Annotated in this window: 12 protein-coding genes; 8 read left to right on the top strand and 4 right to left on the bottom strand. The window is 70.1% G+C overall.

The window, feature by feature from the left end:
* The first annotated feature begins 197 nt into the window (after nt 1-197).
* The 7 genes from ACTIGN_RS00060 (at nt 198) to ACTIGN_RS00030 (ending at nt 7,517) form a co-directional block, all read left to right on the top strand.
* On the top strand, nt 198-1,052 hold the full coding sequence (locus ACTIGN_RS00060; RefSeq protein WP_439620240.1) for a hypothetical protein: 855 nt from the start codon (nt 198-200) through the stop codon (nt 1,050-1,052).
* Between the two features lie 45 nt (nt 1,053-1,097).
* Nucleotides 1,098-3,218: a VWA domain-containing protein gene (locus tag ACTIGN_RS00055; protein ID WP_439620238.1), complete on the top strand. Its 2,121-nt coding sequence runs from the start codon at nt 1,098-1,100 to the stop codon at nt 3,216-3,218.
* A gap of 128 nt (nt 3,219-3,346) precedes the next feature.
* The gene (locus ACTIGN_RS00050; protein WP_439620236.1) at nt 3,347-4,336 is read left to right on the top strand and encodes an ATP-grasp domain-containing protein; all 990 of its coding nucleotides are present in this window, start codon (nt 3,347-3,349) and stop codon (nt 4,334-4,336) included.
* Entirely contained in the window at nt 4,333-5,277 is a 945-nt protein-coding gene (gene mch, locus ACTIGN_RS00045) for a methenyltetrahydromethanopterin cyclohydrolase (protein ID WP_439620234.1), read from the top strand. Before ACTIGN_RS00050 ends, mch begins: the two co-directional genes overlap by 4 nt.
* Complete coding sequence (locus ACTIGN_RS00040) at nt 5,277-6,128, top strand: ATP-grasp domain-containing protein (RefSeq protein ID WP_439620232.1); 852 nt, start codon at nt 5,277-5,279, stop codon at nt 6,126-6,128. The genes mch and ACTIGN_RS00040 overlap by 1 nt, the downstream gene beginning before the upstream one ends.
* Nucleotides 6,129-7,022 (top strand): triphosphoribosyl-dephospho-CoA synthase, encoded by an 894-nt coding sequence (locus tag ACTIGN_RS00035; RefSeq protein ID WP_439620230.1) that lies wholly within the window; start codon nt 6,129-6,131, stop codon nt 7,020-7,022.
* A gap of 3 nt (nt 7,023-7,025) precedes the next feature.
* Nucleotides 7,026-7,517 carry a 6-pyruvoyl trahydropterin synthase family protein gene (locus tag ACTIGN_RS00030; RefSeq protein WP_439620228.1) on the top strand — a complete coding sequence of 164 codons (492 nt, stop codon included), beginning with the start codon at nt 7,026-7,028 and terminating at the stop codon, nt 7,515-7,517.
* Nucleotides 7,518-7,768: 251 nt separating this feature from the next.
* On the opposite strand, the gene ACTIGN_RS00025 is transcribed toward ACTIGN_RS00030, so the two are convergent.
* The 4 genes from ACTIGN_RS00025 to ACTIGN_RS00010 form a co-directional block, all read right to left on the bottom strand.
* Entirely contained in the window at nt 7,769-9,088 is a 1,320-nt protein-coding gene (locus ACTIGN_RS00025) for a reverse transcriptase domain-containing protein (protein ID WP_439620226.1), read from the bottom strand.
* Between the two features lie 127 nt (nt 9,089-9,215).
* Nucleotides 9,216-11,090: an SWIM zinc finger family protein gene (locus tag ACTIGN_RS00020; protein WP_439620224.1), complete on the bottom strand. Its 1,875-nt coding sequence runs from the start codon at nt 11,088-11,090 to the stop codon at nt 9,216-9,218.
* 210 nt (nt 11,091-11,300) lie between these two features.
* Complete coding sequence (locus ACTIGN_RS00015) at nt 11,301-17,774, bottom strand: HEAT repeat domain-containing protein (RefSeq protein ID WP_439620222.1); 6,474 nt, start codon at nt 17,772-17,774, stop codon at nt 11,301-11,303.
* Between the two features lie 62 nt (nt 17,775-17,836).
* Nucleotides 17,837-21,112 (bottom strand): BRCT domain-containing protein, encoded by a 3,276-nt coding sequence (locus ACTIGN_RS00010; protein ID WP_439620221.1) that lies wholly within the window; start codon nt 21,110-21,112, stop codon nt 17,837-17,839.
* A gap of 569 nt (nt 21,113-21,681) precedes the next feature.
* Between ACTIGN_RS00010 and glgA the strand changes: the two genes are divergently transcribed.
* The gene (glgA, locus tag ACTIGN_RS00005; RefSeq protein WP_439620219.1) at nt 21,682-23,193 is read left to right on the top strand and encodes a glycogen synthase GlgA; all 1,512 of its coding nucleotides are present in this window, start codon (nt 21,682-21,684) and stop codon (nt 23,191-23,193) included.
* The last annotated feature ends 179 nt before the right edge of the window (nt 23,194-23,372 follow it).

Here is a 23,372-nt window from a genome sequence, read left to right as displayed (position 1 = left end):
GGCGGGTCCACCGGGCGAACAGAGCGAGTGCGTGGGGGTCGGTTTACCCCAAGCGCCCCCCTTCCGCAAGCCGCACAACCGGCAACTCCCGCACGCCGGCCGACCGGATCGCCCGGAGTTTGACTCAACTTCCCCACAACGGGACGCGGGTCGGTCTAGAATCGAGCGACGGGATTGTTCGCCCGAGGAGGAATGCCATGATTCGCCGCCGCTTGATCCTCGCCACCGCCGCCTCGGGACTACTGTTCACGGCGAGCTGCAAGCACAAGTGCTGCCTGAACGACCCGCAGAACCGCCCGAGCCCGTTCCGGCCGCAAGCTCCTAACAGCCCGTTCCTGCTGCCGCCGGCCAACGTCCCGACCGCCCCCGTGCCGGTCGCACCACCGGTGACCGGCCCGATCGTGCCGGGCGTCGGCCCCGGTGCCAGCCAGAACTTTTCCTCGCCGCCGAGCCAGTCGTCCAAGCCCGCGCCAGAGGTGCTGCTCCCGGACCCGATCCCGGGCGGTGCGTCGCGGAGCTTCTCGCCGAGCAACTCCGGTCAGGGGCTCCTCGGCGGCCCGACCCAACCGAAGACCGAGCCGCCGGTCGCCAGGCCCGCGGGCGCGACCACCGGTCTCCCCGGGTTCGTCAAGGTCGAGAACGGGACCGCGTCGGGCCGCAAGCCGACGCTCGACGGCTTCGACACGCTGAAGCGCGGCGGCTATCGCACCGTGGTGTACTTGCACCCGGCGGGGGCCGACGTGTCCGCGGCCCGCGACGTGGCCGAGGCCCGCGGGCTCACGTTCCTGGCGATCGAGGCGACGCCCGAGAAGTTGGCCGAGAGCCTCACCGCGTTCAACGCCGCGGTCGGTGACAGGGCCAACCGGCCGGTCTACACCTTCGACGACGACGGCGTGCGGACTGGCGCGCTGTGGTACCTGCACTTCCGAACGGTTGACGCGATGAACGACGACGCGGCCCGGGTCCGGGCTCGGCCGCTCGGTCTCACCAGCGAGGGCGACGAGGCCAAGGCGTTCAACCTCGCGATCCAGCGCCACCTCGAAACCCGCTGACCGGAATCCCAGCGGAGCCGACCGGCGAATCGCTACACCAAGCGGATGCGGTTCGCCTTCCCGGTCGCCGTCGCGGCGCTGATCGCCCTGAGCCTGCCCGCCGTTGGCGTGCTGACCGCCGATGCGGCCGGGTACGGCCCCGACCTCAACACCTGGCTCGAAACCCGCGGCGGGCTGTCCCACCACCTCGCCGTTTCGCTCCCCGCCGCGTTCGTGCTCCTGGCGGTGCCGCTTGGTCTCGTCGTCCTCCACCTGCTCCGGCTGCGCCGCACGCCGGTGGTCGTGTCCAGCACGCTGTTCTGGCGGGCGAGTACCGAGGACCTGAGCGCCAACGCCCTGCTCCGCTGGCTCCAGCGGACCGTCCCGCTCCTGCTGCAACTCCTCGCAGCGTTCCTCTTCGCGTACGGCGTCCTCGGCCCGCGGTTGCACGCGGCGCTCGGGTCTGGCAAGCACTTCATCATCCTGATCGACAACTCAGCGAGCATGGCCGCGACCGACGCGGGGCCGTCGCGCCTCGACTGGGCGAAGGCCGAGGCCCTCAAGCGGATCGACGCCGCGGCCGAGGGCGACGTCGGCATGGTCGTCGCCTTCAACCGCGCGGCCGAGATCCGCCAGAGCTACACGGCCGATCGCGAACTGCTCCGCGCCGCCGTTCGTGGGGTGCGGCAGTCGGTGGGGCAGACGCGGCTCGACGAGGCGCTCCGGCTCGCGGCCGGCCTGGCGAACCCGACGAGCTCGACCGAGAACGAGGCCGCCCGGCCGCCGAACGCCGACCCCGGCAAGGAGCGGACGTACGTCCCGGCCGAGGGCGTCGCCGCCGAAGTCCACCTCTACACCGACGGCGGCTTCCCGCCCGTGGCCGACTTCTCGCTCGCGAACCTGGCGCTGGAGTACCACGCGCCGCCTGTCGCGGAGAAGTCGAACAACGTCGCGGTTGTGCGCCTGGAGGCTGCCAGTGGCGAAGCGGGGCAACTGAGTGTGACCGCGGCCGTGCGGAACTACCGCGACACAACGGTCGAGGTCTCGGTTCAGCTCGATGCGGTCGACGGCTCGCGGGCCGTGCGGAGCTACACGAAGCCCGTGCGGTTGAACGCGGCCGAAACCGCCGAGGTCGAGTTCACGGTCCCCGACCCGGAGCTGCCGCTGCGGGTCACGCTCGAAGGTGCGGCCGACTCGCTCGCGCTCGATGACGCGGCGTGGGTCGTGCCCGCAGTCGCCCGCAAGGCCCGGGTCGCCGTGTACGGCCCAAAGAACCCAGTGCTGGATGCGTTCCTCGGCTCGGCCGAGACCCGCAAGGTCGCGGACGTCACGCGACTCGGTACAGCCGACCTCGCCGACCCCGCGAAGTACCTCGACCCGGCCCGCAACGGCCGGTTCGACCTCGTGGTCTTCGACCGCTGCGCGCCCACCGACCTGCCCCGGGCCAACACGCTGTTCATCGGCTCGCGCCCGCCGGGTATCGGAGTTGGTGCGACCGTGAAGAACCCGCGGATCGTGGGTTGGGCCGGCGGGCACCCCGTCACCCGCGGGCTCCGCGACCTGTACGCGGTGCCGATCGCCGGGGCGGCTCGGCTCACCAACCTGCCGCCGGGGACCGAGCGAATCCTCGAATCCGACGGCAACGTCGTGCTGCTCGCCGGCGTGCCGCGGCCGCCGTTCACCGACCTCGTACTCGCCTTCCCGATCCTCGACGACGCGGGCAAGTGGAACACGCTCTGGCCGCTCGAACCGAGCTTCGTGCTGTTTCTGCGGAACGTGCTGCGGGCCTACGGCAACGTGCGCGAAGGGATCACAACCGACGTGACCCGGGCCGGGGACAGCGTCCCGCTCCGCTGCGCGCCGGGGAGGCGCGTGACGGTCGCTGCCCCCGGCGGCCGCACGGTGTCGCTGGAACCGACCGACCGCGGGGAGGCCACGTTCACCGACACCGCGGACCTCGGGCTATACACCGCGACCGACGGGAGCGAGACGCATCGGTTCGCGGTGAACCTGCTCGCCGCCGAGGAGAGCGACCTGTCGCCGCACCCGACGGTGATCGTCGGCAGCCAGACGGCGACCGCCGGAGAGGTGCGCCGGCCGCCCCGCGAGTTGTGGAAGTGGGCCGTACTCGCGGCGCTGCTGGTGCTGATGGCCGAGTGGTGGGTGTACGCCTCGCGGGTGCGTTGAGAGAACCTGTGGAACCGGGCACGGCGGTGGGTGTTGTCGGAGCGAGCGCGCGGGCCGCGGTCCACTCGCTGGCTCGCGACGGGTACAGGGCGTGGGCCGTCGACCTGTTCGGCGACCGCGACCTGGCGATGGTCGCCGCGTGCGCCGTGTGCCCACTCGACGAGTACCCCGCCGCCCTGCCCCGCCTCGCGGCGCAGTTCCCGCCCGGCCCAGTCATCTACACGGGCGGGCTCGAAAACCACCCGCGGGTTGTCGCGGAACTCGCAGCGTCCCACGAGTTGTGGGGCACCGCGCCCGATGCTCTCGAACGAGTGCGCGACCCGCACCAGCTTTTCCCGGCGCTCGCGGCCGCGGGCTTCGCGGTGCCAATGTTGGTGCCGCGCGACGCGCCTTGCCCCGTGACCGGCCTCTGGCTGCGCAAGCCGATCCGTTCCGGTGGCGGCCTCGACATTCGCTTCGCCCGGCCCGGCGAGTCGGCCACGCCAAACCACATCTTTCAGGAGTTCATCGACGGGCGGCCGCTGTCCGCGGTGTGCGGTGAGAGCGCCGTGCTCACCGGCGTGACGGAACCGCTTGCCGGTGAGCCCTGGCTCCACGCGCGGGATTTCGCGTACTGTGGGAACGTCGGCCCGGTTCCGACCGACAGGAATCTGGAAGGCGAACTGCTGAACCTGTACCGGGCGCTGGTGGCGGACGTCGGCCTGCGCGGATTGTTCAATGTCGACTTCATTCTCCGCGACGGGCGCGTCGTGCCGATCGAGGTGAACCCGCGTTACTCGGCGTCGACCGAGGTGTTGGAACACGCCCTCGGCCGGTCGGTGTTCGTCCCCTTACCGCCTCGTCGGACCGGCCCACAGTCGGTCGGCAAAGCGATCTACTACGCCCCACACGACCTCTCGTTCCCCGCGAGCGGCCCGTGGGACGCGGACCTCGCGGCGCCGTTCGACCCTTGGCGGCTCCCGGCGTACGCGGACGTCCCCGCACCGGGTACAGTCGTTCCGTCGGGACACCCCGTGATCTCGATCTTCGCCCCGGGTCAGTCGGCCGCGGAGTGCCGCGAGCGGCTACAATCACGCGCACGGGAACTCGACCTGCTCTTCGCGGAACCTGCCACATGACACTCAACGAACGCGCCAAACTCGTCGCCGACGAACTCGAATCGCACGCCGACCGCCTCCGCGTTGCGGTGTCAAAGGTCGCCGGGGCCCGCGTGATCGACTGCGGCGGGGCGGTCACCGGCAGCCTCGCGGCGGGGCTCGCGATGGCCCGCGTGTGCCTCGGCGACCTCGCGGACGTGGCCTACGTCCCGTGCCCGATGCCCGAGGTCGGCGGTCCGGCCGTGCAGGTGACGACCGATGACCCGGTGCGGGCGTGCCTCGCGTCCCAGTACGCCGGGTGGCAGGTGAGCGTCGGGAAGTTCTTCGCCATGGGGTCGGGACCGATGCGGGCGCTCGCGGCCCGCGAGGACATCTTCCAACACATTCCGGGCAGGGAATCGGCCCCGTGCGCCGTTGGCGTTCTGGAGGCGACCAACCACCCGACCGACGAGGTGGTCGCGTCCATCGTGGCGAAGCTCCCGCCGGTCGCCGAGCACCTCACCCTCCTGGTCGCGCCGGCCAGCAGCATCGCCGGCACCACGCAGGTCGTCGCGCGGTCGGTGGAGACCGCACTGCACAAGCTCCACGAACTGAAGTTCGACGTCACGCAGGTCGTCTCCGCGTACGGTGTCGCCCCACTGCCGCCGGTCGCGACGGACTTCGTGCAGGCCATCGGCCGCACCAACGACGCGATCCTCTACGGCGGCCGCGTCACGCTCTGGGTGCGGGCCGACGACGAGGTCCTCGCCGCGATCGGGCCGAAGGTGCCGTCGAACGCCTCGAAGGACCACGGGGCACCCTTCGCCGAGGTGTTCGCGAAGTACGGCGGCGACTTCTACAAGATCGACCCGATGCTGTTCTCGCCGGCCGAGGTCGAGTTCCGCAACCTGAAGACCGGCCGGTGCCACCGGTTCGGCAGCGTCGATCCCGGGATGGTCCGCAAGTCGTTCGGGATCGGCTGATGCGAATCGCGATTCTATCTGGCGGCACCGGCTGGCACGTGCAGGACGTGCTCCGGGCCGCCACCGAACTTGGGCACGCCGCGCAGATCGTGGACTTCCGCGCGCTCGCCGCGGGCGTGGAAGCGGAGCCACAACCACTCGCGGGGTTCGACGCGGTGCTCGTGCGCACCGTGCCGGCTGGGTCGCTGGAGCAGGTGATCTTTCGCATGGACGTGCTGCACGCCGCCGCGGCGCGAGGACTGCGCGTGGTGAACTCGCCGCGGGCCGTCGAGACGTGTGTGGACAAGTACCTCACGAACGTGCGGCTCGCGAACGCCGGGCTGCCGACGCCGCCCACGCACGTCGCCCAGCGCTCCGACGATGCCTTCGAGGCCTACGCCCGGCTCGGCGGCGACGTGGTCATCAAGCCGGTGTTCGGTGCGGAGGGCCGCGGGATGCAGCGGATCACCGACCGCGAACTCGCGTGGCGCACGTTCCGCGTGCTGGAGCAAACCGGCCAGCTCATCTACCAGCAGCAATTCATCGCGCACCCGGGGTACGACTACCGCGTGTTCGTGATGGCGGGCCGGTTGCGGGCGGCGATGCGGCGCATCGGCACCGACTGGCGCACGAACGTTGCCCAGGGCGGCCGCACGGAACGCGCCGAACTCAGTGACGCCACGGTGTCACTGGCGTTGGGTGCCGCCGAAGTTGTGGGCTGCGAGATCGCCGGCGTCGACTTGCTGCCGGGGCCGAGCGGCGAACTGTACGTCATCGAGGTGAACGCCGTACCCGGCTGGAAGGCACTCGCCGCGACGTGCGGCCTCGACGTGGCGAAGGAAGTGGTGCGCTTCGTTGTGGAGGGCGAGTGAATGGGCATCCTTGCACACAATGGGTCGTCTATTCTCGCTCAGGTCGCTTGCATTTGGGAAGCCACAGCGCGAAAGGTTGGGAACGTCCACCCTGGTGCATCATTCAAGGACGTGGAGTTCACCGATTTTCTGATCAGCGGTGCTGTACTCGGAGATGCCTTGCGAATGTTTCGGCGCAAGGCGGGTGGTCCCACTTTGGTCGGCGAATACGTCTTTTGGAGTGAGGCGAGCGGCTGGGTGGGATCGAACACGAACCTGGGGATCGCTCTCCTGCTCGCGCCCCTCGTTGATTCTGATCCGACTTGGGACTACCGCCGAAGTGTCGCCGAGGAACTCGGGGCGCTCCGTCGGTCGGATACGGTCCGCGTCTATCAAGCGATCCGCAGTGCCAATCCTGGCGGGCTCGGTGTCGCGCCCGAGCAGGACGTGCGGGCCGAGCCGACGGCCACGCTGCTCGAAGCGATGCGGCTCGCGGCGGATCGCGACATGGTTGCGCGGCAGTACGCCAACGGGTTCGCCGACGTCTTCGACTTCGGCGTGCCCGCGTTCCTCGCGGGGCTGGAGCGGTTCGGGTGCGTCGAGGCCGCGATCGTCGACTCGCAACTCCGCTGGCTCGCTGAGTACCCGGATTCGCTGATCGCGCGAAAGAGGGGTGCGGAGGTCGCGGCGGATGTGCAGAAACGCGCCGCGGAGGTGCTGCGGCGCGGCGGGCTCGCGACGCCCGAAGGCCGGCGGGCCGGCGTCGCACTCGACACGCACCTGCGGAGCGACGGCAACAAGCTGAACCCCGGAACCACCGCCGACCTGATCACCGCGTGCCTGTTCGTCGCGCTGCGGGAGAATAAGGTAGCACCGAACGCACCGTTCCGCTGGCACGTCACCGACTGGTTGTGAACCATGCCCACCGAGCGCTTCAAGGTCCACGTGACGAAAGACCACCTGGTCTTCTGCTGCGGGCACTTCATCAGCTACCACGGCCACAAGTGCGAGCGGCTCCACGGGCACAACTACCGGGCCGCCGTCGAGATCGAGGGGCCGCTCCAGGAGGACCACTACGTCTTCGACTTCGTCGCCCTCAAGGCCCGCACCAAGGCCATCACCGACGAACTCGACCACCACATGCTCCTCGCGACCAGGAACCCGGTCATCAGGGTCGATGAGTCGGCGGCGAAGGTGGACGTGACGTACCGCGACCGGGCGTGGCTGTTCCCGCGGGAGGACTGCGTCCTGCTGCCCATTGAGAACACGACTGCGGAGTTGATCGCCCGCTACATCGCCGGACGGTTGCTCGACGCGCTCAAGACGCACGAGAACTTCGTGCCCGAGGTGCTGCGGGTGGAGGTGGAGGAGGCCCCGGGCCAGAGCGCGACCGTCGAGTGGAGGCAGTAAGGGGCGCGGAAAATGATTCCGGGCGAGAGGGACACCCCTCTTCCGGAACCATTACGAAGTCCGGAATCAACCACACTTGACCGGAAGAAAGTCTATGAGAACATCTGCGGTCGCCCTGTGCATCGTCACAACTTGCCATCTGAATCGAACTTAGCGCCCACTGTGAAAAACCCCCACTCTGGTGTCGGCACCTGGGCTCTGGCTGGACGTCCGAAACGATCCGGACGACGCTCCGGAACCACTGCATCGGATCAACCGCCCGACGCCCCGTTGATGTCCGCGAGGAGTTTCTTCCCGAGGTCCGGGTTCGTCATGTACACGAACGCGGCGTAGCCCGAGAGCCGGGCGAGCGACTCGCCCTCCTTCAGCGGCTTGCCGGTCTTCAGCTTGTGGACCGCCGACCGCAGTTGCCGCCGCAGCGTGCGCGACACCCGCGGCGGGCCGTCGCCGTTGACCACGAGGCCGGTTACGCTCTGCCGGCCGCCGGTGCGGTGGACCCGCGTCTTCTCGGCCTTCACCTCGAACCCCTCGGCCGCGACGATCCGCGTCACGCACCCGATCATCGTGCCCAGCCGCGGCTTCCCCGTGTGTTCGGCGGGGAGGCTGAACGTCAGGTCGTCGGCGTACCGCGTGTACCGCCAGCCGAGCTTCTTCGCGAGCCCTTCCAAGCGCCGGTCGAGCCGCATGCACAGCGCGTTCGTGAGCGACGGGCTGGTCGGCGCGCCCTGCGGCAGGCACCGCGGCCCGAGTGAGACGTAGTACGTCTTCCCCTCCATCTCCACGATCTCGCGCGGCGCTTCGGTGCAGATCAGGGCGAGCAGCGTGCTGATGCCGTCGCGGTACCCGGCGCGGCGGAACACGCCCTTCACCCGCCGCACCGTCACCGTCGGGAAGAACTCTTTAATGTCCATCTTGAGGATGGCCCGCGCGTTCGCGTGGACCGCGGCGTTGCTGAGGATCGACCGGCCGACGAGGAACCCCTGCGCCGCGCCGTGGACCGGGAGCCGCTCGACGATGTTGTGCAGGACCCACCGCTGCGCCGCCTTGAGCCGCTTCTTCGGCGCCCAGATCGGCCGCTCGGTGCCGTCGCGCTTCGGGATCGTGAACCGGACGTAGTGCAGGCTCGTCGCCGCGTCGCGGTGGTACGCCATGCCCTTGAGTTGCGGGATCGTGAGGCCGAGCAGTTCGGCGAGCTGCTCGGGCTTGTCGATCGCGGGCAGCTCGTTCTCGGCGGCCCGCTCCTCGCTGTTGGGCGTGTCCCACTTGTCGGGCGCGGGGTCGTCGCTCCAGAACACGCCCTCGCCGAGGTGGACGATGTGGTTCGCCTTGTACGCGCCCCACGTCTCGCGGCGGAGCTTGCGGCGCTCGTCGGCCTCCTGCTTGAGCGCCTTCTTGTACCCGTCCTTCTCGCGGTCCGACATGCTGTCGGCGTCGCGGCGGGTGACGAGGAACCCGCGCTCCTTGAGCTGGGCGTCGATGTACGCCTTCATGCCCCCGGCCTGGACGATGAGCCGCCAGAGGACCATCGGGTCGGCGGCGGGGGGAGCGGGCGTGACGGTGGCGGTAGTCATGGTGGCTCGAAAGATAATTAACCACAGAGGCACGGAGACACAGAGAAGACCGAGACAGTGCCTTGAAGAACAGTCTTTCTCCTGTCCCTTCTGTGTCTCCGTGCCTCTGTGGTTAGTTCAATTCGGATCACTCGGCGATGGCGTCGAGGTAGCCCCTCGCGTCCAACTCGGCGAGCTTCGTGAAGTACGCGGAGCGGGCGTCGGTCTCGGTGTTGAACTTCATCGCCTGGAGCCGCATCGGTTGGCCCGACAGCCCCCAGCGGTACTTCACGCGGTCCCGTTCGAGCGAGATCTGCACGACGTGCTCGACCTCGCCGTCGCGCTTGGCGAACGCCCGGGTCTCGAACTTCACCGCGTCGTCGGTCTTCGCCTTCTTCGCTTCCTTCTCGGCGAACGCGAGCCGCAGCGCGATCAGGTGGACGCACGGGCCGGCCTTGATCCCGTGCTTGCGGAACCCGGCGCAGGTGCAGGTGACCTTCCGGACCTGGCCCTCGTCGGCGAGCACCATCTGCGGGCGGTAGTCGCGCTTGTCCTCTTCGACCGACACCTGCCCGGTGAGTTCCAGGCCGACCCCGGCGATGCGGTTCTCGCTCATGATCTTCACGGCCCCGCGGCGCGTCAGCAGGTCGTGCGCGACCTTCTCCCGCTGGTTGCGGAACTGGAGCCGGGCGAGGTCGAGCGGCTGCTCGGTGACGGGCCGGTAGCGGTACACGCCGTTGGCGATGTCGAACATCAGCTCGCCGTTCTGGCACCCGACCTGCACGGCCTCGACCAGCGCCGCGCCCTTCAGGCCGGTCCCGGCGGCGAGTTCGTTCGCGTCCGCCTTCCAGCGGTTCTCCTTGAGAAAGTTGACGACCTTCTTCGTCGGCTCGCCGTCCTGGGTCTTGCGGGGGAGCATGAGGTCGAACCCGAGGGCGCTCGACCAGTTCGCGCTGGTGAACCCGGTGAGCCCGAGTGTCAGCGTGATGTCACCGGCGCGGAACACCCAGAAGCTCGGGAGCCCGCTGCCGAGCAGGTACACGTCCACGCTCTCGACGAACGGCAGCAGCCGCTTCATGGTCATGAGCCGGCGGCGGCCCCACACGCGCACGAGCCGGGCGGCCCGCCCGCGGAACACGTCGCCGGTGGTGCTGAACACCGTCTCCCACGGCTCGGCGACGATCCGCGGCTGCTGGCCCGGCACCAGTTCGAACCGCAGGCCGCGCTTCTTGCCCTTGCGGTCGCCGTTCATCCGCAGGTGCCGCAGCACGTTGTACAGGTCCATCGGCGAGAGGTTGACGTGGTCGAACGGCAGCGTCGCCGCCGACTGCACCTGGAGGAACCCGCGGAGCCACGAGTCCGGCACCTGGAGCTTCTTTTCGAGCACGTCCTTGCGGCCCTCGGGCGTCGCCTTGGTGCCGTCGTGACCGATCGCGAACGACGTCTCGCGGTAGCCGCGGACCTGCTGCGTGCTGGAGTACAGCGCGTCGCTGAAGTCGATGTTGGTGGTGCCGAACGTGGGGAGCGCCCCTTGCGACTCCTCGAACGCGGACCGCTTGAACGCGAGGCAGGCGTAGGTGCTCTCGTCCTTGCCGAACGTCTCGAACAGCACTTGATCGGGGTGGACGCTGACGATCGGGTCGAGGATCGCCAGCGCCGTCGGGTCGTTCCGCAGCATCCACGCGAAGTACGCCTGCTGCGCGTGCCACACGCCGAGCGGGGCCGCGTCGCGCTTGAGCCGCAGGTACGCGATGTACTGGGTGCGGTCCTTCGGGGCGTACCGGAAGTCGCTGCCGACGATCGCGTACAGCGCCGACACGGCCTCGCGGAACCTCAAGGGATTCTTGAGCCGTCCCTCGAACCGCACCGGCGGCCGGTGGACGTTGCCGAACAGCTCGACCTGTGCGGCGTTGCCGGTGGTGAGTACGCGGCTCGCGCCGGCGTACCCGAACTGCGCGCCGGTGCTCGGCGGCGGCGGGGCCTCGCCGGTGTCTTCGGTCGCGGGCTCGGTCGTGGTGGCCATCGGTGCGCCTCGATTCGCTCGTCGCCGCTTGCCAGATCACGGCCCGGCAGCGGTGCTCTCCATTCTTGACCTCCCCCCTTGTGGGGGAGGTCGGCGAGTCTTCGAGCCGGGTGGGGGGTGAGTCGAACCTTTCGGAAGGGCTATCGTTGCCCCCCACCCGCCGCTCCGCGGCGACCTCCCCCACGAGGGGGGAGGTCAAGACCCAGGCCGTTACTTCGGCGTCGTCGGCTTCGCCTTCGCCGCTTTCGGCAGTGTCGCGAGGGTGTTCGCCGCGCCGCGCTTGCGGGCGCGCTTCGACCGCCGCAGCGCCCGCCACGCGGCCTTGCGCACTTCCTTGTCGTCGTCCTTCGCGGTGCCGACCTCGACCAGCACCGCCTCGGCCGCTTCGAGCGCCATCACGCCCAGCCCCTCGACGGCCCCGAGCCGGGTCACGTCCGGCTGCTTGCGGTCCCTGGCGACGGCCGCGAGCGTCTTCACGTCCTTCTCGTCCACGAGCAGCGGCAGCACGACGGGCTGATAATGCACCTGCGCGGCGGCGCCCGCAACGTCGGCAGCGTGGATTGCTTTCGCGGCGACGAGCCGGTTGAAGCTCGGGCGGTCCGAGAGCAGCTTGTCGGCGAGCTTCGCGCCGCGCTTTGCGTCGTACCGTGCGACGAGTTCGGCGGCGAGAACGCGAACGTCGGCGTCGGGGCCGGTGGTGAGTGTTTCGAGCACGTCGAGGATCGCCGGCGTGACCTTCCCCGCCGTGAGGCACCGGGCCGCTTCGAGGCGGATGCCCTTGGCGAGGAAGTCGTCGGGCCGCGACTTCGCGATGTCGGCGAGCACCTGCCCCGGCACGCCGACGCGTCCGGCGGTGTGCAGCAGGCTCTGCACGCACTCGCCGATCCGCGGGAGGCTCACGCCGCGCTTGTGCGCCGTGGTGGCGTCGCCGTAATCCTCGTCGTCGTCGTCGTCGAAATCGTCGTCGTCATCTTCATCGAAGTCGTCGTCCTCGTCGGTGTTAACGGCCCCCAGGCCGCCGGCCTTGACGCGCTCCTCCTGCCACACTTTCCACCACTTCTCGAGCGCGGTGCCGACCGCCTTCTTCACGCCCGCGTCGGGCTCCTTGACGCGGCCGAGCAACCGCGTGGCGAGCCGTACGGTGCCGTCGTCGGCGTGCGACAGTGCGGCGACCGCTTCCTTCACCGGCAGGTCGGGCCGCGTGAGTAGCGCCGATTCGAGTTGCTCCTGCACCTTCTCGGGGACGAGCGGGAACACCTCCATGATGCGGAGCGGGTCGCCGCGCTTGACGACCGCCTCGACGGCGTCCTCGTCGTCGCCGGGGGTCTTGATCTGGACGTTCGCCCGCGGGTTCTGGAGCAGGTGGTAGTGCGGGTCGAGCGACGCGCTGCCCCACAGCCGCCGGGCGCTGGCGAACGCGGCGGCGACGTGCTCGTTGTCGCCGTCGGTGCGGAGGAGCTTTAGCAGCGCCTCGCGGGTCGCCGGGTCGTCGTTGAACCCGAGTTGCCGCGCGGCCGTGTGCTTGATGCTGCGGACCTGGTAGTACCCGCCCTTCGCGTTGAGCCGCGAGCGCACGAGGTCCCACCCGGCCGGCGTGTCGAAGTACCGCAGCCCGACGAGCGCCCGCTGCGCGACGGAGCCGAACCCCTTCGCGAGCCGTTCGAGCGTCTGGAACACCTTGTCGGCCTGCGGCGACTTCTTGAGGTGGCCGATGGCTTCCGCGGCGGCGTCTTGCAGCGGGTTGCCGTCCTCGCTCGCGAGCGCGAGCAACTTGTCGACGGCCCGCGGGTCGCCGAGTTCGCCCAGCGCCTGGACCGCCCGCGTGCGGTGGCTCGCGTCTTCGAGGTACTCGATCCCCGAGAGGAGTACCTGCATCCCCTCGGGCCGCTTGCCGCGGGCGAGCCCTTCGGCGGCGAGGAACTGCGTGACCGGGTTCTTGTGCTTCACCGCCTTCTGCAGCGGCTCGACGGGCGCGGCCCGCTTGCGGAACCGCCACCCGGCCGCTTCAACCGCCGCGTCACGGAGCGCCGCGCTCGGGCTCGTGCAGAGCGTCGCCAGGACCGGATCGACGGTGTTGCCGAGCGACCACCGTGCGAGCTTCATCAGGTCGTTGGCGACGTAGTCGGTCGCGCCGGCGGCGAACGCCCGCTCGATGAGCTTCGCCAGCACCGCGTCGTGCCGCGGGTGCTGGTTCTTCGCCCACCCGCGGTCGGCCGGGGTCTCGTCCTCGGGGTCGCCGATCCGCTGGTCGTACCCGCTTACCGTGAGGAGTGCGGCGAAGATGTCGTTCTGGAGTTCCTTGCGGCGGTCGAGCAGGAGCAGGAGGCGGTCGGCGGTCGCGGGGACGCGGAAGTTCGCGGCCTGCCGAATCAGGTTCGGCACCTGAGCCGTGTTGGTCGGGTCGTTCTCGATGCGGTCGATGAAGGCGTCGGCGGCCCGCTTGTCGCCGAGCCCCGCGAGCGCGCTTGTGATCGCGTTCTGCCGGGCGGCGTCGTGCGCCTCGGCGAGGAACTTCACGAGTGCGTCGTAGGCGGCGGTGTCCTTCTTGCCGGCGAGTTCGAACGCGGCCCGCTCGCGGACCTTCCGATACCGCGACTCCACCGCCGCCCGCAGCGCCTTCTTCGCGTCGTCGCCCGCCTCGTACTCGGCCGAGAGCCACTCGACCGCCGCGAGCCGCATGGGCTCGTGGACCGCGTCGAGCGCCTTCTTCGCGGTCGGTACCTTGCCCTGGCGGTCGCGGAGCAGCTTCGCCGCTTCAATCGACAGGTCATCAGAGCGGGTCAGCATGACGCGCTCGAGCACCGCCTCGCCCTTCTTCGCGGACGTGCCGTCGGTGAGGAGTTCGAGCCCCTTCACGCCGAGGTCGGTGAACCCGGCCTCGAGCGCCTCGGCCCCGAGTGCGGCCCGGTCCATGCCGAGCGAAAGGAGGTGGTCGAACGCCTGCGTGCGGACCCCCTGGTTCGGGTCGCCCATCGCCTGTGCGAGTACCGGCTGCGCCGAGCGGGCGTACTGCGTGTCCTTCGCCGCGATCGCGTGGATGCGGCTCAGCGCCGTCTGCCGGACCTTGCCGATCGGCTGGCCGCCGCCGCTCGCGCCCTGCTCGCGGACGAGGCCAACGTACCCGCCGAAGGCGAGTTCGCGGAGCTGGGCCGGTGTGAGCTTCGACGGGACCGGCACGCCGGCCGTCTTCGCGGCGTCGCGGGCGGCGGCGATCTCGGCCGCGAACCGTGCGGAGTGGACCGCCCACGCCGCGTTCCACTCGGCCTGCTCCTTGTTGTCGAACAGCCCGAGCAAGAGCGCCGTGCGGGCCTTGAGTTGCGGCGGCGCGAAGGCGAGCAAGCTCGCGAGGTCGTCGACGACTTCCGGGGCGACCTTCCACGGGGTGTCGTCGCCGCGGTCGTTCACCTCCTTGATGACGAAGTCGCGGAAGGCGACCGGGTCGGCGAACGCTTCGAGCGCCTGCGCCCCGGTGAGCCGGAACCGCGGCCCCTTGGCCGAGACGCACTCGATGCACTTCTCGGGCTGGCCGTCGGTGTCCTTGAGTTCGAGGAGCAGCGTCGCGAGCAGCGCCCGGTCGCGGAGCTTCTCGTCGGCGCTGTCGAGGTACACCGTCGCGGCGACGCCGGCCGCGGCCCCGAGCGCGACCATCGCGGTGAACTGCTCGGCCGGCACGAGGACGTTCCCGGCGTCGGACCGCACCAGTGGCGCGACGGTCGCGTCGCCGAGGTACGCCAGCCCGAGCGCGCCGCGGAACTTCACCTCCGGGTCGTGGTGCCCCATCGCGGTTCGCAGTGACGCCGCGGTGTCACCGCGGGCGATCCACACGAGCGCGCCGGCGGCCGCCTTGCGGAGCCGCGCGTGCGTGGAGTCGATGAGCGGCGCGACGAGCGGCAGCGCCCGCGGGTCGCCGAGGTCGCCGAGGCCGTTGAGCGCGAGTTCCGCGGCGTCGAGCCAGTCGCCGACCCGCTCCTTGAACTGCGGCTCGGGGGCGGTGGCGAGTTCCTTTAGCGCGTCGAAGCTGCTCGGGTCGCCGTGGTGCGCCAGCGCCGCGGCGGCGCGCACGCGGATGTCGGCCCGCTCGGACTTCAGCGCTTCCTTCAGTGCGGCCTTGGCGTCGTCGTCGACGAGGGCGTTGACCGCGAGCAGCCGCACCTCGCGGTCGGCGTCGGCGATCGCCCGCAGCAGCACCTGCTGGGCCGCCTTCGAGTGCTTCTTGATGAGCGCCTCGACGGCGAGCTTGCGGGCGTCGGCGTACCGCGACCCGAGCGCCGTTTCGAGGACCGGGATCTCCTTGTTCTTCTTGGTCGCGAACTCGAACGCCTCCTTGCGGAGCCCCGGGTCGGCGTCGTTGAAGAACTCGTACAGCAAGGGGGCCGACCAGTCTTCCTTCTCCTGCGCGACCACCTCGGTGAGCGCCTCGCGGCGAACGTCCGGGTGAATGGATTGCAGCGCGAACCGCAGCGTGTCGGCCCCGCCGCCGGCGATCTTCAGGTTGAGCGCCGACTTGAACGCCTCGCCCCGCACCCCCGGCGCGCTGTCGTTCAGTGCGCGAACGAGGAGGTCCCACCCGGGCTCGCCCGCGGCGGCCGGTTTCTTCTTCTTGATCGCGTCGAGCAGGGTCGAGAGCCCGCGGCGGCGCACGTCCTCGTCGTGCGCGGTCAGGCCGGACTCGGCGACCGACAGCGGGGTCTTCGCGAAGATCTTGGCGAGCGCGGTGTACGCGGCGTCGCGGACGCTCGCCTCCTTGTCGAACAGCATCGACCGGAGCCGGTTCACGGCGCGCTCGTCGTCGAGCGCCGCGAGCGCGCGGCACACCTCGACGCGGGCGCTCACGTCCTCCTCGCGGCTCAGTTGGAGCAGGAGCCCGAACGCCCGCGGGTCGCCGAGAACCGCGAGCCCGCGTGCGCCCCGCAAGCACGTGTCGAGCGCGCGGCTCGCCGTCGCCTGCAGCAGCGTGTCGTAGTCGGTTGGGGTGAGCGCGGCCTTCGCGTCGGGCGCGACCGGCGGCGCGGGCGTGTCGGGCTTGTCGACCCGCTCCAGCTCGTTGATCTGGCGGTTCAGTTCGGGGTCGCCGGCCCGCAGCACCTTCGCGAGGAGCGGCTTCGAGGTCACCGACAGGAGGAACGCGACCTTGCGGACGCCCGTGTCCTCGTCCTCGAGCCGGCGGCGGATCGCGGACTGCACCGCGGGGTCTTCGAGGAGTTTCCGCTCCGAGGTGCGAACGAGCGCGGCGGCGCGGACGTCGCCGTGCTTCGACGTGAGGGCCGTCAGGCTCGCGGCGGGGCTCTTCGCGTCGTACACCGATTCGAGCGCCGCCAGCGCCGCCTTGCGCACGTCCCACGTCTGCGCGTTCAGCGCGTCAACGAGGCGGGTGAGTGCCTGGTCGTCCTTCTTCGCGAGCGGCTCGAGCGCCTTCACGGCCTTGACGCCGACATCGGGATGTCCGGTCTTGAGCGCGAGGTCGATCGGGCCGAGGTCCGGCTTGAGCGGCTTGAACAGCCCCTCGAATGCGAGCACGCGGACCTTGCCGTCGCCGTGGCCGATGGCGCGTTCGAGGACCTTCACGACCCGCGGGTTGTTGCTCTCGATGAGCAACTTCGTCGCCGCGAGCCGCAGCGCCGGGTCCGGGTCTTTGGTGACCTGCTCGCCGATGGTGTCGAGGCTCGCGTTGTCCCTCCACGCGGCGAGCGTCTCCAGTGCCTTCCCGCGGCGCTTCGGGTCGTGCTGCTGCGCGAGTTCGTTCTTCACCCACGCGGCGACCCCGTGGATCTTGAAGTACGCGGGGTCGTCGGGGAACTTGCCGTCGGCGTCGAGCTTGAACAGGCGGATGGTGTTGTCGTCGCAGCACGCGGCGAGGTGCGGCTGGTTGTAGACGGTGACGACCGCGAGCGCGACGACCTTCCCGCACTCGTCCTTCAGCGTGCTCGGCTTGATCGCGCCGGCCCGCGGCCAGTTCTTGAGCGTCGCGTCGCGGCTGCCGGTGACGAACCGGTCGCCCGGCACCATGACCATCGCGGTCAGCACGTCCTCGTGGGTGTTCGCGCGGCCCTTGTCCTCGGGCTCCAGCGCGCCGCGGGCGAACGTGGTGTAGAGCTTGTTGTCGGCCCCGGCCGAGAAGAACCGCAGCTCCTCGGGCTCGAACATGAGCGCGGTGACGGGCCCCTCGTGCAGCTTCGCCGGCTCACCGGCCTCGAACTCGGCCTTGTCCTGCCCGTCGAACGCGACGACCGTGCCCTTCACCGTGCCGGCCGCGAGCCACGACTGCGTCTTGTCGGTCGCGAGGCAGGTGCCGTCCTCGGGCAACTCGAGCGTTTGAAGCACCTCGCCGCTCGCCTCGGAGACGAGGTCGATCTGCTTGCCGTGCAGGACCGCGAGCCGCTTGTTCGACACGGGAACGACCGCGGCGATGGCGCCCGCGAACGGCCCGGCGAGCGCCTTCACGGCCTTCTTGCACTCGTACAGCGTTCGGTCGGTGCCGGCGACGTAGACGGTGTTGCCGACGGCCGCGAGCGCGGTGCCCCCGAACTTCAGGTCGTCCTGTTGCAGCGTGAGCTTGTCGGCGTCGAGCCAGTACAGGGCGGTCGCCACGCCCTCGGGGTGGACGGTGACGAACGCGAGGCTCCCGCCGACGCCGACGGCCGCCCGGATGTCGCCGCGGTAGGTGAAGAACTTCTCGGGTGGCATGTGGGTATACTCTGTGAGTTCGCCGCCACGCCCACCCGTCGCGACGGGTGGGCGTGTGGCCGTCACGCCTTCTTCAGTTCCGGGTACTTGTGCCGGATGCGCGTGACCGCGACGAGGCACGCGGCGCGCTCGCTCGGCCCGCGGGAGGTCATGAACTCGTCGAGCAGCGGGAGGATGCCCCCGCCGAACGCCTTCTCCTCCAGCGCCAGGTCGCGCATCACCTCGACGAGATCGAGCTTCGCGCGGCGGGCCGGGAGCGGCTTCACGCTCACCACCTTGTCGGGCTTCGCGGCGCCCGGGTCGCCGCCCGGCTCGGCGCCGTCGTCCACCGCGTCCCGCGACTTCTCGGGCCGGCCCGGCGGGATCTCGAACAGGATGCGGCGGAGGAACTCGCTGAGCGACGGCCGCGGGGCCGGCCATTGCTCGGGCTTGTGCGGCACGCCCTCGCCGCGGGCCACCGCCGCCTTCTCCGCGTCCTTCTTCGCTTTTGCGCCGACGGTCGGCTTGGGCGGGGGCGGCGGCTTCCAGTCGGCCGTAACGCCGCGGTCCCGGTACACCGTCCAGAGTGCCCGGATCACGAACGCCCGCACCTTGCGGTCGGGGCTCTCCGACAGGCGGAACAGCTCCTCGGGCACCCGCAGCCGCGCCTGCCGCTTGATGAGTTCCATGCCGAGCGCCCGCGTCTCCTCGTCGTTCGACTCGCAGAACCGGTACACGGCGCTGGCTTCGAGCTTCGTGGCGTCGAGGCGGAACGGGCGGTTCGGCGGCGTGTCGTCGGCGAGCAGCGACTTCGCGACGAACCGCCGCACGTCCATGAACGGGATCTCGGACATCGCGACGAGGTGGTCGACGCCGGGGTTCCACCGGGCGAACTCGTACCCCGCGAGTTCGAGGGCGAAGTCGCGGAGCGGCTTGCGGGTCTCGCTGAACAGCGGGAACACGCGGTCGAGCGACAGGAACGCCGCGGGGATGTCTGCCCCGGGGTCGACCGGCTTGCCGCTCAGCTTCGCGCCGATCTCGGCGTGGTGGTGCCGCACGTACTCGCGGGCGAACCTGGCGACCGGCGCGTCGGCCGGGCCGGGGGCGACGACGAACTGCCAGAGCCGCTCGCACCCGGCGCTGACGGCGTCGGCCGGCGCGGCCCCGACCGACTGGCCGGAGATGAGGCGGAGGAACATCGACTCGGAGATGATGCGGATGTTCGCGCCGGCGGCGTTCAGCTCCTCGGCCTTCAGGTGCTTCGCGCCCTTCTCGCCCTGGCCCAGGAACGGCGAGCCCTGGTCGCCGACGACGAGGTAGTGCAGCTTCGGCGAGACGTTCGCGGCCGCCTTTCCGCCGGCGGCCTTCACCGCGGCATCGAACTCGGCGGTGCTCATCGCGGCGAGCTTGCCGGTGAACGACACGGTCGCGGCGGCGAGGTTCACCGCCGCCGGCTTTGCCGACTCCCGACTCCCGACTCCCGACTCCCGAGGGGCGAAGTCGGCGGGGACGAACGTCTTGATGAGCCGGTCACTGGCGAAGTCGTGGTACACCGGCTCGGACCGGGCCACGAGCCGCATGAGCCAGTCGAACCCGAGTTCCTGCGGGGTGAACTTCCGCACGTCGCGGAACCAGTTGAGCACGGTGCCGGCGCGGCCCTCGTCGAACTCCAGTTCCCTCGCCCACTGGCCGTTGGCCCTCTTGAACGCGGCCAGCCACTCGCTGGCGTCCCAGTCGGGCTGGAACGCGACCGCCTTCCAGAAGTCGAGCCCGAGCGACTGGGCCTTGAGTTTGCCCTGCTGCACCCACCCGAGAACGTGGTTCGCGGTGTGCGGGAACAGCGCGAGCCAGCGGAGCTGCTCCGGGTCGATCGCGTCGAGCGCGTAGTGCCGGGCGAGGTCGTGGGCCGCGTAGTCGACGACCTCGTCGTTCGACTCGCCCTGGCGGAACTTGCGGAGCAGCGCGAGGTAGAACGCCGGGCCCAGGTCCTTGACGTTGTGCGTCCTCGGCAGCAGCTTCGAGGCGAACTCGAACGCGGTTCCGCTCTTCGAGAGCAGCCGCCCCTGGAACCACTCGGGGGTCAGCTCCTTCGGGCCGAAGTTCTTGGTGATCGCGTCGGCGGCGAACTTGGTGCCGTGCTCGGTTTCAAGGAGCCGGCCCCAGGCGTCGAGGCCGACGCCGGTCCGCGGGTCCTTCTCGCCGAGCAGGTCGAACGCGAGCTTGCGGACCTTGTCGTTGTCGTTGTTCGCGAGGCGGATGAGTTCATCGATCGATAGGTCGCGGGCGTGGGTGCGGGCGTAGTTCGCGGCGTACTCGCGGGCGGCCTGCGACGGCGAGTCGAACAGCTTCAGCACGTACTCGTGCAGCCCGAGGGTGCGGAACGCGCCCTGCTCGAACTTCGGCACGTTCTGCAAGATCCACACGACGAACTCGTGGATCGCGGCGCTCGGCACGCCGACGAGCCGGATCACCCACGCGGGCTCGGTCTCGCGGAGCTTCTCGCGGAAGTCGGTCTTCAGCGCGGCGATGGCGAACGACCGGACCGCGTCCGACTTCGCCCGGTCGAGGAGCGAGAACAGCGGGCGGTGGCTCCGCTTCCACAGGTCGCCGTAGGCCCGGAACTTCAGGTTCGTCGGCTCGGGCACGTCGCGGTACCCGAACTGGAACCGGTTCCGGCCGTACTTCTTCGTGCCGTGGAACAGGACGTGGTTGAAGACCCAGGTGTTCCGCCAATTCGTGTTGTCGGCGTAGTTAATGAGGTAGTCGCACGCGGCGTCCGGGTACGTCGCGGGGAGCTGCACGGCGACGCGGCGGAGGTACCGCCAGGCGCGGCGGGCGCAGTACGCGAGGGTCGCGCCGCTCACCTTCCCGTGCCCACCGCTGCCTCCGGCGCTGGCCGCGTCGATGCGGGCCGCGAGCGCGCCGTACACCTCGGTGTCGTGCTTCGCCTCGGCCTCCTTGAAGATGCGCTTGAGCGCCTTCCACGGGCCGTAGGCGACGGGGACCGTGGCGATGATCCGCAGCAGGTAGTCGCGGGCGAGCGCGTCGTTCGACTGCCACAGCGAGTAGATGACCTCGTGGACCTTGAGCTTGTCGCCGAGAGGCACTTCGGCGTCCGCCGCTTCGAGCGCCTTGAGCGTCTCGGTGCGGTAGTGGGCCTGCTCGTCGCGGGTCTTGCTGCGGTACTGGTAGCTCCTGAGGGTCACCAGGAACTTGTCGAACGTCGGCGCCTCGTTGCGGACCGGCGCGGTCGGCCGCGGGACCGGCTGGTTGACGAGCTGTTCGAGGAGCTTGATGAGCCGCGGGTCGCGGGCGTCCCACGCCTTGCGGACGTCATCGAGGGTGAGCGTCGCCGCCATGTGAACCTCTGGCGAGAAATCCTTCAGCACATCGAGGGGGCGTCCACCACCGATCCTGGCCCGCGGAGGGCTCACGGCACCGCCGGCCGGGGGCCGACGGTACCGGTTCAGGAACCACGACCGGCGGGGTTGATCCAGGCCTGAACCGGTACCGTCGGCCCCCGGCCGATAGCGGTGCTGGAACAGCCCTCCCCGGGTCGTGTGAGACGGAAAACGCTCGGGCGACGCAACATCGCCCCGTCGCAGAGCGACGAGCTGGACGGCCCCCTCGACGGCTGAAAGTTTGAGTGTTGTAACCCCGCTCCGGGGGGTTCGCAAGCACCGTAGTTCACGTTTTTACAGTGTGAGGAACCGCGTACACGTTTCTCCGACAGCGGGTTCCGCGGGTTGGCCTGTCACTCGCAGGGCACCCGGCCTATAGTTCCCCCTGCAAATACGGACCAGAAGACAGAACTCCAGAGGACAGAAGAGCGGGAAGCGAGGAGCGTCGATCTTCCTGATCTGTCCGCTGACCTCTGACGGTCTGACCTCTGGTCCGAAGGGTTCCGAGACACTGGCGGAGGGGTGCCGTGGCGGGGTTGCGGGTGCTGGTGGCGGCGAGCGAGGTGGCCGGGTTCGCCAAGACGGGCGGGCTCGCCGACGTGGCCGCGGCGCTGCCCCGCGCGCTGGCGAAACTGGGCAACCAGGTCGCCGTCGTCATGCCGTACTACACCGCGGTCCGCCGCAGCGGGGTGCCGATCGAGAACACCGGGATCGTGCTGCCGGTGCCGATGGGCGGCCGCGTGCTGGCGACCCGCGTACTGCGGTCGCGGCTGCCGAACTCCGACGTGCCCGTGTACCTCGTCGAGCACCAGCCGTTCTTCGAGCGCGACGACCCGGCCACGGGCCGGAGCCTGTACCAGCGGGCGATGCCCAGCGGGTACAAGGCCGACTACCCGGACAACGCCGAGCGGTTCGTGTTCTTCTCCCGGGCCGTGCTGGAACTCGTCCCGCACCTCGGGTTCATGCCCGACGTGGTCCACGCGAACGACTGGCAGACCGGCCTCGTGCCCGTGTTCCTGTCGGAGGGCTACCGCACCCAGAGCGGGTACCAGCGGACCCGGTCGGTGTTCACCATCCACAACATCGCCTACCAGGGGATGTTCGGCCGCGACGTGCTGAACCTCACCGGCCTGCCCGCGTGGCTGTTCAACCCGGCCCAGCTCGAGTTCCACGGGCACCTGAACTTCCTGAAGGCCGGGGTGGTGTTCGCCGACGCGGTGAGCACCGTGAGCCCGACCTACGCCCGCGAGGTCCAGACGGCCGAGTTTGGGTGCGGCCTCGAAGGGCTCCTCGCCGGCGTCCACGCCAAGCTCAGCGGCATCGTCAACGGGTGCGACTACGAGCACTGGGACCCGACCGCGGACCGGCACCTCGTCGCCCCGTACACGGCCGAGACCGTGTTCTCCCGCAAGCCGCTGTGCAAGGCCGAACTCCAGCGCCGGTTCCACCTGCCCGAGGACCCGGACGCGCCCGTGCTGGGCATGATCGCCCGGCTCGTGGGCCAGAAGGGGATCGACCTCGTGCTGAGCGCCGCCCCGGGGTTCCTCGACCTGGGGTGCCAGATCGTCGTGCTCGGCGACGGCGACCGCGAGTACCACGACGAGTTGCAGGGGTTGCGCGACCGGCACCCGGACCGCGTCGGCCTGTTCCTCGGGTTCAACGAGGGGCTCGCGCACACCATCGAGGCCGGGTCGGACCTGTTCCTGATGCCGAGCCGGTACGAGCCGTGCGGGCTGAACCAGATGTACAGCCTGCGGTACGGCACCCCGCCCGTCGTCCGCACCACCGGCGGCCTCGCCGACACCGTGGTGAACGCGACCGTCGAGAACCTCGCCGACGGCCGCGCGACCGGGTTCACGTTCGGCGACTACACGCCCGCCGCGCTCTACGAAACGGTGAAGTGGGCGCTCACGCTCATGCGCGACCGCCCGGCCGACTTCCAGCAGATCGTGCGGACCGCGATGGCCCAGGACTGGAGCTGGGACCGCAGCGCCGCGATGTACGAGGCGCTGTACCGCAAGGTGTGCAACCTCGTGTGAGCTGTGCAACGGCGGCAGAATGGGTCCGCGTGATTGGGGCGATGGTTCGGGTTGACCCCCTCACCCGCGACTCGCGGACTCGTCGCGACCTCTCCCCCGAGACCGGGGGCGAGGTGTTGCCCCTGGTTCTGGTGGCACAGGCCTCCGGCCTGTGTTCGCCTACACAGGCCAGAGGCCTG

The organism is Gemmata sp., from assembly GCF_051859125.1.
Taxonomy (GTDB): Bacteria; Planctomycetota; Planctomycetia; order Gemmatales; family Gemmataceae; genus Gemmata.
Note: the sequence above shows the minus strand (reverse complement) of the source record. Positions and strands in the feature narration are given on the sequence as shown.